This is a genomic window from Ensifer sp. R-19, from assembly GCF_049905105.1.
Classification (GTDB): domain Bacteria; phylum Pseudomonadota; class Alphaproteobacteria; order Rhizobiales; family Rhizobiaceae; genus Ensifer.
Genome location: NZ_CP184570.1, coordinates 188,613 through 202,360, shown reverse-complemented (window position 1 = coordinate 202,360; position 13,748 = coordinate 188,613). Strand labels below are relative to the sequence as shown.

At 61.7% G+C, this 13,748-nt stretch carries 13 protein-coding genes; 3 read left to right on the top strand and 10 right to left on the bottom strand.

The genetic code is table 11. The features are described from left to right. Positions 1–279 precede the first annotated feature (279 nt). Together ACN9MO_RS20295 and ACN9MO_RS20290 are read left to right on the top strand one after the other, a co-directional pair. Positions 280–549, top strand: a complete 270-nt coding sequence (locus ACN9MO_RS20295) for a hypothetical protein (RefSeq protein ID WP_057249283.1) — start codon at positions 280–282, stop codon at positions 547–549. Positions 550–745: 196 nt separating this feature from the next. Further along, the gene (locus ACN9MO_RS20290; protein ID WP_113737568.1) at positions 746–1,729 is read left to right on the top strand and encodes a L,D-transpeptidase family protein; all 984 of its coding nucleotides are present in this window, start codon (positions 746–748) and stop codon (positions 1,727–1,729) included. A gap of 108 nt (positions 1,730–1,837) precedes the next feature. On the opposite strand, the gene ACN9MO_RS20285 is transcribed toward ACN9MO_RS20290, so the two are convergent. Further along, positions 1,838–2,026 (bottom strand): hypothetical protein, encoded by a 189-nt coding sequence (locus ACN9MO_RS20285; RefSeq protein WP_057249285.1) that lies wholly within the window; start codon positions 2,024–2,026, stop codon positions 1,838–1,840. A gap of 163 nt (positions 2,027–2,189) precedes the next feature. Here ACN9MO_RS20285 and ACN9MO_RS20280 point away from each other — a divergent pair, with 163 nt between their 5' ends. Beyond that, complete coding sequence (locus ACN9MO_RS20280) at positions 2,190–2,444, top strand: hypothetical protein (RefSeq protein WP_057249286.1); 255 nt, start codon at positions 2,190–2,192, stop codon at positions 2,442–2,444. Between the two features lie 203 nt (positions 2,445–2,647). Here ACN9MO_RS20280 and ACN9MO_RS20275 read toward each other — a convergent pair whose 3' ends face one another. The 9 genes from ACN9MO_RS20275 to ACN9MO_RS20235 are packed head-to-tail and all read right to left on the bottom strand — an operon-like array spanning position 2,648 to position 13,483. After that, a complete protein-coding gene (locus ACN9MO_RS20275; RefSeq protein ID WP_057249287.1) occupies positions 2,648–3,490 on the bottom strand; it encodes an HpcH/HpaI aldolase/citrate lyase family protein in 843 nt (280 codons plus the stop codon). After that, complete coding sequence (locus tag ACN9MO_RS20270) at positions 3,487–4,704, bottom strand: CoA transferase (protein WP_113737567.1); 1,218 nt, start codon at positions 4,702–4,704, stop codon at positions 3,487–3,489. The genes ACN9MO_RS20275 and ACN9MO_RS20270 overlap by 4 nt, the downstream gene beginning before the upstream one ends. Then, entirely contained in the window at positions 4,701–5,750 is a 1,050-nt protein-coding gene (locus ACN9MO_RS20265; protein WP_057249289.1) for an ABC transporter ATP-binding protein, read from the bottom strand. Before ACN9MO_RS20265 ends, ACN9MO_RS20270 begins: the two co-directional genes overlap by 4 nt. A 30-nt stretch (positions 5,751–5,780) precedes the next feature. Then, on the bottom strand, positions 5,781–7,880 hold the full coding sequence (locus ACN9MO_RS20260) for an ADP-ribosylglycohydrolase family protein (RefSeq protein ID WP_113737566.1): 2,100 nt from the start codon (positions 7,878–7,880) through the stop codon (positions 5,781–5,783). A 16-nt stretch (positions 7,881–7,896) separates the two neighbouring features. Next, the gene (locus ACN9MO_RS20255) at positions 7,897–9,102 is read right to left on the bottom strand and encodes an ADP-ribosylglycohydrolase family protein (protein WP_057249291.1); all 1,206 of its coding nucleotides are present in this window, start codon (positions 9,100–9,102) and stop codon (positions 7,897–7,899) included. Continuing rightward, the gene (locus tag ACN9MO_RS20250; RefSeq protein WP_113737565.1) at positions 9,092–10,513 is read right to left on the bottom strand and encodes an extracellular solute-binding protein; all 1,422 of its coding nucleotides are present in this window, start codon (positions 10,511–10,513) and stop codon (positions 9,092–9,094) included. The genes ACN9MO_RS20255 and ACN9MO_RS20250 overlap by 11 nt, the downstream gene beginning before the upstream one ends. Positions 10,514–10,562: 49 nt before the next feature. Continuing rightward, on the bottom strand, positions 10,563–11,465 hold the full coding sequence (locus ACN9MO_RS20245; protein ID WP_057249398.1) for a carbohydrate ABC transporter permease: 903 nt from the start codon (positions 11,463–11,465) through the stop codon (positions 10,563–10,565). Next, the gene (locus tag ACN9MO_RS20240) at positions 11,465–12,430 is read right to left on the bottom strand and encodes an ABC transporter permease (RefSeq protein ID WP_113737564.1); all 966 of its coding nucleotides are present in this window, start codon (positions 12,428–12,430) and stop codon (positions 11,465–11,467) included. The genes ACN9MO_RS20245 and ACN9MO_RS20240 overlap by 1 nt, the downstream gene beginning before the upstream one ends. Before the next feature lie 3 nt (positions 12,431–12,433). Further along, on the bottom strand, positions 12,434–13,483 hold the full coding sequence (locus ACN9MO_RS20235) for a LacI family DNA-binding transcriptional regulator (RefSeq protein ID WP_057249292.1): 1,050 nt from the start codon (positions 13,481–13,483) through the stop codon (positions 12,434–12,436). Positions 13,484–13,748: the final 265 nt, after the last annotated feature.

Sequence of the window (13,748 nt, the reverse complement as noted above, 5' to 3'; positions counted from 1 at the left end):
CAGAGTTAACTACGATAGCCACAAAACATGTGCTGCGGCTGCCGAACTCACGGCAACCCATCGTCACTGGCGTAATTCCATGAAGAGGTATAGATTGACCGGCCGGTCGTCACCCCGGAGCCGACGACCGGGAATGACTGCAAGGGAGTCCGAGCGATTGAAGCCTGTCTCCCTCAAAAAGGTCCGCGGGGCGAAGCCAATATCAGCGATACCCCCGCGTGAAAGTGAAAGCGTCAACTGGAAGATGCGCCGGGAACCGCGGCCGCCAGGGAGGTTTCAATGCAGTGGGCAGTCAATGATCTCAATGGCCAATGGAATGCAACTGAGCTTGAAATGCTCCAGCGCACCTTCGACCGGGTCTGCCTGTGGCAGAACATCCCCGCGAACAGTCTGCGTGCAGGGCGCCTGGTTCGGTATCTGACAGATCAGCTTCGCGGCGGCATCTGCGACGAGGGTACCCTGTTTGAAAACGCCATGTTGCTGGAGCGATCGCGTTCGGAGGCGACGTCCTTTCCCCGACGCGGCGCGCCGATGCGTGTGCTCAACTAGCTCCGCCCGATAGATAGATCCGCGAGACCTGCAAGGTTGATCCCTTTTGAGGGCAGAGCGCTTCCGCGCCGGCCATCGGGACGGTGTGGAAAGTGGCTGTTGCCGCGATCAACGGCGTGTCGGCTTTCCGAGCTATGATCCCGGCCGGCTGCGGTATCTCGATGGGCGGGAACAAATCCGGCGCCCAGTTGATTGAATGGTCATGAAAAACATGACCCTGTCGACAGCACTGTTGATGCTGTTTCCCGCCGCTATGGCTCTGGCCCAGCCGCTTCAGCCAGATGCGATCAACAACGCTTCGATCGCGCCCACTTCGTTGGAGCCGAAGACTGGAGCAACTGACGAACCCGACCCCACCATCGTTCGGCTTCAAGTTCTTCTGGATCGCGCGGGTGCGTCGCCTGGCGTAATAGACGGCTACGACGGCGAGAACGTCCGCAAGGCGATTGCCGCCTTCGAGACCATGCAAGGTCTGCCCGCAGACGGCAAATTGGACCCGGATGTCATTGAACGACTTTCGGACCGGACGCCGGCGGTACAGCCCTATGTCATCTCCGAAGAAGACACCAAAGGGCTCGTCGCTACCATACCCAAAGACTACTCCGAACAGGCGAAAATGGATCAGCTCGGATATACAAGCGTCGCCGAGAAGCTGGCCGAGCGCTTTCACATGGACATCGATCTCCTCAAGGCGCTCAATGCGGCCTCGATGTTTTCGGTCGGCAATAGCGTGTCCGTCATGGTCCCTGGAGCCCCAAGGCAGGGGACAGTCAAACGCATCGAAGTGCACCGACGCTCCGGCCAAGTCATGGCCTTCGCAGGCGACGGGACGCTAGTCGCCGCCTACCCAGCCACGATCGGCAGCCGCGAGGCCCCGTCGCCTTCCGGCACGCATAAGGTCAAGGGGGTCGCTCGCACGCCTCCCTATGTTTACAATCCGAAGATCAATTTCCAGCAGGGCGACAACCGGAAGAAACTGACCCTCCCCGGCGGTCCGAACGGCCCTGTCGGCAGCGTCTGGATCGACCTGTCAAAGCCAACCTACGGAATTCACGGCACGCCGGAACCATCGATGATCGACAAGTCCGGATCGCACGGATGCGTTCGCTTGACGAACTGGGATGCGGAAGAATTGGCGGGGATGGTCAAACCTGGCGTCATCGTTGAGTTTGTAGACTGAGCCACCTCAACGCTGCGAAGGGCTGAAACGACCTCGCGAATGAGAGCGTGCAGCCGCGCAAACGAGCGGTCCGGCCGAGGTACTCCGTGAAACGCCTCTTTCGAGCTATCAGCGTATGCGCGTCTGAACGCGCACGATGTTCATCTGAAGCTCATGACTCGTCGCGTATCTGCCAAGCACCTTGATCAGGCGCTGCTCTTCGGTCTTGTGAATGCCAGTGCGCCGGCAATAATCGGCGACATCCCAGATATGCCTGGCCTGGGGGTTGTCGACTGTTCGGATATCCGCGTGTTTCATCCTGCACCTCCCCTTGCGAGCGCATAACGTTGGGAGGCCGCTTTGGTTCCGCGCGAGCCGCTGAAAGCCAACGCGCGGACGGCAATTGTCGCCTTCAAGGGAACGTAGTTTCCGCCCGCTGGTTTGGGGCGCGAAATACCACCCAAAACAGGAGGCAGATGCGATGTTCAACAAACTTCTAATTGCAGCCGTCATGGCCACTTCTTTCACCGGCGCCGCCATGGCCCAGGCCGATATGACGTGCGATGAGGCGGGCATGACAAAGCTGGAAACGGACGTGGGCTCCATCACCGACGCCACCAAGAAGGACATGGCAACGAAGGAACTGGCCATGGCCAAGGAAGCAATGGCGGCGAAAGATACGGCAAAATGCAAGACCCACATGGAGAATGCCATGAAGGGCAAGGACGCCATGTGATTTCAGGTTACGGCGTCCACTGCATGTTTCCTTTGATCGTAGCCGGTTAAAGGACAAAAACATGCAGCGATTCAAAGTGCTACAGCGAACTTTGCGCGTCTGATAAGACGCGCGGCGCTGTAGGGTGTTTCGCCACGTCCCGCGTAGCGTGACACCCAGACCGGCGGCTCCTTGCAAGAATGCGGGGTCTTCGCGGGCTTTGACTAATCGATCTTCTGCAGAATGCGGCGGGCACGCTCGATGATCGGTGCATCCACCATCCTCTCGCCGACAAGGAAGGCGCCCCTGCCCTCGGCCGCTGCACTCGCCGCGGCGTCGAGCACGGCGCGCGCCCAGGCAACCTTTTCTTCGCTGGGTGAAAATGCCGCATTCATGATCGGCACAGCAGAGGGATGAATGCAGGTTGCGCCATCAAAGCCATGGCGGCTTGCTTCGCGGGCGGCGGCTTCAAGGGCATCGCGCTGCTGATAGTCCGCAACGGTCGTCAGAGTGCCGAGCGACAGCTTGCCCTCCGCCTTGGCTGCGAGATGCACGAGCAACTTCGGCAGACGCAACACCTCGGGGAGCGGTTCGGCCCCCATGCTTGTGGCAATATCCTCTCCACCGGCCACAAGGCCCAACACGCGCTGACAGGCGGCAATTGGTCTTGCGTCTACCACCGCGCCGGCATCTTCCAACAGCGCCACGAAGACGAGCGGTTCGCGCCCGAGTTCGCGTTCGGTCGTTTCCAGGTGTTTGCCAAGATCGCACACCTGCTGTGGCGATTGCGTTTTGGCGATGAAAAGACCGAAGGCGCCTGCGCGGCAAGCGGCCTCGGCATCCGCCTTCTGCATTTCCGGTTCGGCATTGATCCGCACGAACACCTTGGCGCCGCTTTGCCCGGCCATGGGGACCGACTGTGCAAGTCCAGCGCGTGCCGCCTGCTTATCGCCTTCGGCGACGGAATCCTCGAGGTCGAGGACGATGGCGTCGGCGCCACGTTCGTGCGCCTTGGCGATGAAGCGTTCGGACGAGGCGGGCACGTAGAGAAGAGACCGCAGTCTCATGCCGCCTCTCCCTTCAGAATAAAGTCGATTGCGCTTGCATCCAACCCGGCTTCTGTGAGGACCTCAGCCGTGTGTTCCCCAAGCGTTGGTGCCGGTCGCCGCCATGCACCCGGCGTCTCCGAAAGCCGTGGCACGATGTTGTGCATCGGCAGGCTGCCGAAGTCCGCGTCCTCTACATCGACGATGATCTCGCGCTCGGTAAAATGCGGGTCGGAAACGGCATCTGCGATGTTGTAAATCGGTCCAACCGTCGCGCCGGCGTCGCGCATGATCTTCAGCGCTTCGTCGTGGTCGTGCCCGGCAAACCAGCCGCCAACGGCTTCATCGATGAGGTCCCGGTTCTTGACGCGCTCCGAATTGGTTGCAAAGCGCGGATCCTGGTTCATGTCGGCGCGGCCGATGATCTCGAAGATCCGCCTTGCGACCTGCGGCGTGGAACCGGACAGCGCCACGTATTTGCCGTCGCGGCACCGGTAGACGTTGCGCGGCGCGGCTGTGTTGGAGGCGCTGCCCACGCGCTCCTTGATCTTTCCGGTCGTCTGGTAGATCGCGGCTTCCGGTCCGAGCACCGAGAACATCGGTTCCAGCAGCGACAGGTCGATCACCTGCCCCTTTGCGTAGCCGCGATCACGCGCGAGCAGCGCCGTCACGGTGGCCGAACTTCCGTAGACACCGGCGATCATGTCGGCGAGCGCCAGCGGCGGCAGCACCGGTTCGCGGTCGGGAAAGCCGGTTCGGTAGGCAAATCCGCTCATGCCTTCGACGATCGTGCCGAAGCCCGGGAACTGCGCATAGGGGCCGGTCTGTCCGAAACCAGAGATCCGCACGATGATCAGGTTGGGGTTGCGGGCATGCAGCGCTTCCGGCGAGAGGCCCATGCGCTCCAGCGTCCCCGGCCGAAAATTCTCGATGAAGACGTCCGCCGTTTCGATCAGCGCCCAGAGCGCCGCCATGGCCGCCTCCTGCCGAAGGTTGAGCACGACGGAGCGCTTGTTGCGGCTATAGGTCTTCCAGTAGAGCGAGTGGCCGTCGTCCTTCCAGTCCCGCAGCGGATCGCCGGCCGGCGACTCGATCTTGATGACGTCTGCACCGGCATCGGCAAGCTGCAGCGACAGCATGTTGCCGGCGACGAGGCGTGAGAGATCCAGAACCCTTGTGCCGACAAGCGGCCCCGTGGCGGCGGGATCGAACTGTCGCTTGGCAAACCCGCTCATCGAATACGCTCCCCGGTTTCCTTGTCGAAGAGCAGAACCTTGTCGACGTCGATCGTGAGCGTCACATCCTGGCCGGCCGAAAGCAGCTTGCCGCCGTGGACAACGACGGAAATATCCTCGCCGCCCATATCGACGACGATTTCCTGATCTTCGCCGGTCGGTTCGACCAGGCTGATGCGGCCCGGCACGCCCGTTGCTCCAAGCGTGATATGTTGCGGGCGGATGCCGCAGACAACGCGCGTACCCGGCTGCACCTGTCTTCCAAGCGGCAAGGAGACCCCGCCGCGGGTCAATGCCGTTTCGCCGTCAGCGATCGCCTCGATGAGGTTGATCTCCGGCGAACCGATGAAGCCGGCAACGAAGAGATTGGCGGGATCGTTGTAGAGTTCGAGCGGCGCGCCCGCCTGCTCGATCTTTCCGCCGTTCATCACCACAATCTTGTCGGCCATGGTCATGGCCTCGGTCTGGTCGTGGGTGACGTAGACCATCGTCCGGCGCAGCCGCTGGTGCAGCTTCTTGATCTCGCCGCGCATCTTCACGCGCAGCTTGGCGTCGAGGTTCGACAACGGTTCGTCGAAGAGGAAGGCGCGCGGGTCGCGCACGATGGCGCGGCCCATGGCAACACGCTGGCGCTGGCCGCCGGAGAGTTCCCGCGGCAAGCGGTCGAGCAACTTTTCCAAGCCGAGGATCTCGGCGGCCTCGATCACGCGCTTGTGGATCTCCGCCTTCGGCGCGCCGGCGAGTTTCAGCGCGAAGCTCATGTTTTCCGCGACCTTCATGTGCGGATAGAGCGCGTAGGACTGGAAGACCATGGCGATGTCACGCTCCTTCGCCGGCATGTCGTTGACGATCTTGCCTCCTATGGTGATTTCGCCGGCTGAAATATCTTCCAGCCCGGCGATCATGCGCAACAGCGTGGACTTGCCGCAGCCCGAAGGACCGACGAGCACGACGAATTCGCCATCGCCCATCTCCAGCGAGATGTCGTTGAGTACGGCGACACTGCCATAGCTCTTGCCGACACTTCTGAGCTCTATCTCGGACATGTTTCCTCCCTTCCTTTCCTCGTCGCGCGACTAGCGCTCTGCGACCTCGAGCCGGCCGATCGACATTCGTCCGGCCGAGGTCATGCGTAGACCCGCCATGCCGTAGCGGAGCGTCGCATCGTCCGCTTGGAGCACTCGCTCGCCATCGACGGAAAGCGTCAGCTTGCCACCTTCGACCGTGAGATCGACCGCGTAGCTTCGGCCGTATTCGATACGGAACGGGCTGCGGGCGAGGATCGTGGTGCCGTGATTTTCCAGGAGGATCACGGCCTCGTCATTCTCAAAACCGGCGGCATAGAAGCGGCTTGTTCCTTGAGCGCGTGCCACCACCAGGTGCGAGGCACCGGAGAGCGGCTGAAGCTCCGCTATGACACTGACGTCCCGCAGGTAGGCATTGCCGGTCCAGGCGTCCGCATCGGTCGCCGTATGCGCGTGGATGCGGCCCTGCTGCAGGCTCCAATGGCCGCGGTTCCAGGTAAAGCGAGTGATGCCGCCCCATTCATGCGCTTCCCTTGCCGGGTCGATGACGGCACGTCCCTTGCCCGATACGGAGAAGTCGGCAAGGAACAGCCGGCCGAGGAACTTCAGGCGGCCGAAATATTCGACCAGGATACCGATCTCGTCGACCGCCTCGCCATTGCCATCGGGGATGGTGAACGCATAGTCCTGCCAGCCGCTCGCCGATGGCACGTGCCAGGCGCCTGTTTCCTGAATGGTGCCGCTCATGGCGCGACGGACGTAAGGCGCTACGCGCAGGTTGCCGTCGCCATTCCACGGGTCGAGCCAGAGCTTGAACTTCACCGTCTGGCCGTCATCGGCAAGCGGCGTGAACATCGGGCGGTAGCGCTCGTCGTCGAAGTCGGAGCGGCGATAGAAGGGCTTCCAGAAGATCCGCCCACCCTGCCCGCGTTCCAGCCGGTCGAGCAGGATCTCCAACGATCCCCCCGCATTCTCCGTATGGCGCTCCGCCGATGCCTTGACGGCGATCTGGTTGAACGGCTCGGTGCGAAAGCCGTGGGTTGCGCCTGGAGCGTCGAAATCGAAGCGCACGCCGCGACGCTCGAAATCCTCGACCCAGAGCGCCGGAGCTTCTCGCTCCTGCAGGCGGAGCGCCAGCACGGTCAGCTCGCGGGCAAAAGAGGGAATATCGACGACGTTGATCGTGCCGGTAACGCCCGAGGCGACGACGAAATCGTTTATTGGCTTGCGGTATTTGTCCCAGCCCGGCTGCACCTGCTGCAGGGTGCCGACGATCGCGCCGGCGTTGCCGGCGTTGCAGTCCGTATCCCAGCCGGCCATGGTCGCGATCTCGACCGTGCGCGGCAGGTCGCCCTGGCCATAAATCAGGCTCATGACAAGCACGCCGGCATTCGGAATGATGTGGCAGACGCCGGGATAGCGGTCATAGCCCCATTCCGCAGTCAGCATGTCTCGGCAGGCGCGCCAGTCGTTCCGATTGCTGTCGTGGAAACGAAGCACCGCGCGAGAAACTTTGGCGTAGATGGAATCGGCTGGGATCGTCGCGAGGCCCGTCTCGATGACTTCCTCGATGCTTTTTGCAACGAAGGCCTGAGCGATCGCCGCGGCGCAGAAACGCGCGCCATTCAATCCCTCGCCGTCATGGGCGACACTTGCCGCGCGCGCCGAGGCCTTGGCCGCCGTCTTGGGATCGGCCGGGTGCACCCAGCCCCAGCTATCGATGAAGATCTGGCCGCCGATCTGCTCGGCAACCGTGGTGCCGTTCTGGGCGATCGAGCCGGACTGCGGCGCCGGGATGCCGGCCCGAAGGTTCTGGTAGGCGGTATGCTCGGTCGAATTGCCGAAGCCGCCCCACCAATACATGCCGTGTTCCTCGGCCGCATAGTTCAGCCAGGTCTTGCCGACCTCTTCCGCGGTCGCGCCGAGGCCGTAGTCGCGCAGCGCCCGGATGAAATAGACCGGACCGTTGGTGTCGTCATCCGCCGCGAAATTCTTGAAATCGCGCAGATATTCCGTCACCTCGCCATAGGTGTCCCGGATGCGTTCATAGCTCCAGATGGTCGGCTCGACAGGCGCGCCGAGGCGCACGCCGATCGCCTTGCCGATGAAACCGGAATAGATCCGCTCGAAGATTTCTGTGGTGCTGAGCATCGGATACTTTCAAAGACTAGAGACTGGAAACCTGGGTGAGTTCGGGGACGGCAACGAGGCCCGCGCGTGCCTGCGCCCGCGCTGTTTCGCGTTTGCGGTCTGCCGCCTGGATGGCAGTCACCGTTTCGGTGAAGGCATCGGCGGAGCCGAAGAGGTCGAGCTTGTTGACGCGGTCGAGCTGGGAGGCCATCGCCCGGTCTATGATGCTTTCGCCATGCATGGCGCCGAGGATCGCGCCAGCCATGACGCCGATCGAATCCGTGTCGCGGCCGGAATTGATGCCGTCGACGATCGTCTTGTAGAAATCCCCGTCATTGACGACGGCAAAGCCGAGGGCCAGCGGCAATTCCTCGATCGCGTGGAGGCGCGACGGCTGGTAGGCGTCCGTGGCAATGCCTGCCTTCTGCGGCGTATGCTGCACATTGTCGCCCATCGGCGAATAGCGGGCGATGATCCGATGGAACTCGGCGACGACCGTCTGATGGTCCGCGCCCCTCAGTGAGCGCGCGGCGCCCACAATGTCGGCGATCGCATCACGCGTACCGTCCTTGGCAACGGCAAGCGTTTCTTCGATGACGGTGTCGAGCGTGGTTCCCGGCACGAACGCGGCAGCAACTGCGGCCGCGAGCACGCCGGCGGCCTCGAGACCGAAGCTCTGCTGGTGGCCGGAGGCAAAGGCGATCGCCTCGTCATAGGCTGCCTTCGGATCGCAGGCGTTCGCCACGCCGATCGGCGCGATGTACATGGCCGCGCCGCAATTCACCATGTTGCCGACGCCACCCTGTCGCGGGTCGCAGCCGGAAAGCTGATGACGCTGGAAGATCCACTTTTCCGGATAGAACAGTCGCTCGATCAGCATCGTCTCGCGCTGCAATTCCGGCACCCAGCGCGGCGTCCAGGCGATCTCGCGCACCATGCCGGAAGCCATGTCCCAGGCATCAAGGTGACGCTTGACGTCGTCGTAGATCGACATGACGCAGAGCGTCATCAGCGTGTCGTCGGTGACGATGCCGCCACCGCGGACACGGCCGTTGCGGGCCGCTTCGCTCTGCTTCATCCGGTGCCACTCGGTATCGAGCGACGTCACCCGGCCATAGCGCTCGCGAATTTCTGCGGCGGAGAGTTTTTCGACCGGCGCCCCGATGGCGTCGCCGTAAGCGACGCCAAAGAGAAGCGCCCGGACCCTTCCCCTAAGGGAGAGCCCTGCAGCATCATTTGTCATTGAGAACCGTCCTTGCATATTCGGTCATTTTCTCGCCGCCGGCAGCGTTCCATTCGGAAACGAACTGGTCCCATTGGTCCATCTTGGCTTCACCGGAGACGAACTTGTACACCCAGGCCCGGTAGACGTTTTCGGTCGCGTCGATGTCGGTGGCGTATTCGGCAGGCCAGACGAAGGCATTGTCCGGCTTGAAGTCAGCTGAAATCGTCTTCAGCGATTGCTGCGCGGCCTCGCTCAGCCATTGCACCGGCGGCTGCCAGTTGGCGGCAACGAGGAAGCGGGCATACCAGGTGGCGAGCTTGTCGGTCGGTTTGATGGTCTCGCCGTCCTTGGTGTACTGCTCGCCTTCAAACCCAAGGCGTTCGATCGCCTGGCCCTGGGGACTGGCGATGAAATCGAGCAGCTTGACGACCTCTTCCTTGTGCTCCGAAGTCGTCGCGATGGCGAGGCCGCGCGCTTCCTTGGAAACGTCGAGTGCCATCAGGCCCTGGCCGGCCGGCCCCTTCGGCGGAGACAGCAGGCTCAGCGTCACGTCAGGATGCGCCTGGCGCATCTTGCCGCCATAGATGTCGATGACCTCTGCGGAAGAGCCGAAGATCACGCCGGCCCGGCCGGAATAGAACTTGTCTTCCTTCACGTCCCACTTGGTGGTGATGAACTCCGGGTCATAGAGGCCCTGCTCGCGAAGCGAGGCATAGAAGGCGATCTTCGCCTTTTCCGCTGCCGAGACGCGGGCATGGATCCATTCGCCGGCATCGTTCTTCAGCCAAGTGCCGGTGACGCCGAAGGCCTGGTTGAAGATCGCATCGAGCTCCTGGGTGTTGTCGGCAGTGGTGACGCCATAGCTGTCGGCCTTGCCGTTGCCGTCGAGATCGCCGTCCTTGATCGCCTTGAAGAGGGTGACGTAATCGTCTGTCGTCTTCGGCGCCGCAACGCCCGACTTCTCGAGCCAATCCGTGCGAATGACCGGCTGCGGCATGCGCGGCGGATAGACATAGAGCAGATAGGGATAGTTCTTCAGCCGCTCGACATTGTGCGGAAAAAGCGCGTCCTTGAGATAGGTCGTCTTCGGCAGCCAGTTGTTCCAGTCTTCGAGCACGCCCTGTTCGGCCATCTTGGCGTCGCCGCCCTGGAAATAGATGAGATCCGGGATATCGCCTGACAGAAGCATGGCGCTCAGCTTGTCGGCGTAACCCGAGGACGGCAGGTCGATGACCTGAATATGGATGTCGGTGCCCTTCGCCTTTAGCGCCTCCTCGTAGGCCTTCATGAGCTTGACGTCGTCAGGATTGCTCGTCGTGAGGTCCTTCGAGACGACGCGGATCGTTACTGGATCGGCGAAGGCGGGCATCGCGACGCTCGCCATCAGTGCCACGGCGGTCGTTGCGCCAAGGATCAGTCTTCCAAGCATGTTTGTTCCTCCCAATATGCTTTGGCCATTTATGTTCGGTTCGACATCGTCAGCCCTTCAGCGCACCGCTCATGGTGCCCTTGGTGAAGAACTTCAGGATGAGCGGGTAGATCGCGAGGATCGGCGCGATGGTGAGCAGGATCATGCCGGCCTTCAGCGCACGGATGTTGATTTGGCTCGCACCCGTGTAAGTGTTGCTTTCGACGACCCCGACCATGGCGAGCTTGTCGCCCTCGACCACGAACTGGCGCAGGACGACCTGCAGCGGCCACTTCGACTGGTCGTTGAGGTAGATCATCGCCCGGAAGAACTCGTTCCAGTGGAAGACGAAATAGAAGAGCGCGATGGTTGCGAGCGCTGATTTGGCGAGCGGCAGCGCCACGTACCAGAAGATCTGGAACGGATTGGCGCCGTCGAGCTCGGAGGCCTCGATCAGTTCCTTCGGCACCTCCTCGAAGAAGCGCACCAGGATGATCAGGTACCAGGCGTTGACCACCTTGAAGAGGATCAGCGACCAGTAACTGTCGAGCAGGCCGAGGCGTTTGTTGATGAAGTAGTCCGGGATGATGCCGGGCTCGAAGACGATCGTGACCAGCACGAAGACGAATATGATGCGCCGCCCGGGCAGACCGGGACGCGAAAGCGCCCAGGCCATCAGCGCCGTCAGCACGACACCAAGAACTGTGCTGACGAGCGTGATGAAGATCGAGTTGAGGAGGCCCCGCTGAACGGCGGAATTGTTGATCAGCAGATCCCAGACCTCGGTCGAAAACCCATTGGGGATGACCGTCAAGCCACTCATCCCTGCGACCTTGCCCGGGTCGGAGAACGAAATGGCGAGCAGGTTGAGGAGCGGCTGGACCGTCAGGACGACGAGGAACAAGAGCGTCGAAACGATGATCGCATATTCGAGCCGCTCAAGCGGTGTTCTGCGGACGTTGTGGGCGGCCATCACCATACCCCCTTGCCGGTAAGACGTTTGGAAAGAAGGTGCGCTGCGACGATCATCAGCATGCCGAGCACGGCCTTGAAAAGGCCGGCCGCTGTCGCCAGCGAGTATTCGCCGGTCTGCAGGCCGATGCGGTAGACATAGGTGTCGATGATATCGATCTTGCTGCGCACGACGTCGTTGGAGAAGTTGATCACCTGGTTGAGGTCGGCGTTCAGGAACATGCCGGCGTTCAGGATGAAGAGCGTCGCGATCGTCGGCACGATGCCGGGAATGGTAACGTAGCGGATCTTTTGCCAGCGGTTCGCCCCATCGATCTCGGCCGCGTCATAGAGCTCCTGGTCGATGGCGATGATGGCAGCGAGATAGAGTAAGCTATCCCAGCCGGCTGACCGCCAAATCTCCGAGAAGACCAGCACCCAGCGGATCGAGCCGGTATCGGTCATGAAGGAGACCGGCTGCATGCCGAAGAAACCAATGATGTCATTGACCGCGCCGTCGCTCGGCGAGAGCACTGCGATGAACACGCCGGCGATGACCACCCAGGAGAGGAAGTGCGGCAGGTAGATTGCCGACTGGATGAATTTACGGAAGGCGCCTCCCCGGATCTCGTTGAGCAAGAGCGCGGTGATGATCGGGACCGGGAAGAAGAAGACAATCTTCATCGTTGACAGGATCAGCGTGTTCGCCAGCACCTGCCAGAAGATCGGAGACGAGAACAGCGTCTGGAAATGCTTGATACCGACCCAGATGTTCGGCGGGATGATACGCAGCTGCTCGAAAGCGATCTTGGCTTCCCAGATCGGAAAATAATGAAAGATCACGAAGAAGATCAGGCCAGGAGCCATCATCAGGTAATAGGGCCACCATTGCCGAACGCTTTTGGCGAAGCTCCGGCGGCGAGCTTTGGGAACGTTCCCATTTCGTGACATAGTTGCGTTCACCACAAGCTCGTTGCTTACCGTCATTGCTTACCTCCCTGCCGCCACACGCACGGGTGCCGAGGCCGAAACGTCGGCAAGCGAGCCGCGCTCCACCAGTCGGCACGGCAGATAAATCCGCTCGCGCTGGCGCCCACCAGCAATCTGATCGATCAGGCATTCGACCGCACGAATGCCGATCTGCCGGCCGGGCTTTTCGATGGTCGTCAGGCCCGGCCAGGAAAAGGCCCCTGCCGGGATGCCGTCGAAGCCCAGGATCGAGATGTCCTCCGGGCATCTCAGCCCCGCTTCGCGGACCGCTATCATGGCCCCAAGTGCCATGAGGTCGTTGGCGACGAACACGGCGCGGTTTCCTCTCCACGGCTTCGCAAGCAAGCGGGCCATCGCGCTGCGACCGCCCTCGACGGTATAATCGGACTCTTCGACGAGCAGAACTTCGGGGTCGACATCACGGGCGACGCAATGCTCATGAACGGCCCGCAGGAAGCGGGCGCGCGCCAGACGGGAGCGCGGGCCGAGCATCAGCGCCGGCGCCGGATGTCCGCGCTCAACGAGAATATCCATGCCAAGCCGCACCGCCTGAGCGATATCGGAGCCGACGCTCAACGTATCGGGGAAGCGCTCGGCGCTGGAGCCGATGAAGACGAAAGGCATGCCGAAACGGTCGAGGTCGTCGAAATTATCCGCAACGGGATTGATGATCGCCCCGTCAACACGGGCCCGGCGCAGGGCGCGCAGGTGGGTCGCCTCCTTGTGCGCATCCCAATCCGACGAGAAGATCAGAAGCGAAATGTCATCCTTCGCCGCCCGATCCTGCGCTCCGCGGGCAACTTCGGCCCAGAACGGGTTGGTGATATCAGGAATGACGATGCCGAGCAGGCCGCTGCGACCCGAACGCATTCCGACGGCAAGTTGATTGGGCTCGTAACCGGTGGCAGCAACCGCCTTCAATACGCGGTCGCGCGCTTCCTCGGAAATGTTGGCGGAGCCGCCGAGAACACGCGCGACGGTGCTCTTCGAAACGCCTGCGCGTTTGGCAACGTCGATAATGGTCGCCCTTCGACCCGTCGTGTTGTTCATGAAGCTTCCTCCCAAAGCTCAAGCAATGCCTCTCAAGGCATCACCCGAACTATGTGGGAACGTTACCATAACGAAAGATACTTTGGCAATATGCAGAAGAAAATATCCCGATCTTTGCTGCTAGGCCGCCAACGATCTTGCGGAAATATCGATCCTGGCTCGAAATTGCCCTTCGTCCCTTCGCGCACTGTCGAAGCGGAAGTCGCGGCTGTGGCTTTGCAGCCTCCGACGGACATTGGGAATGCTCGATGCCCTTGATGTCCTG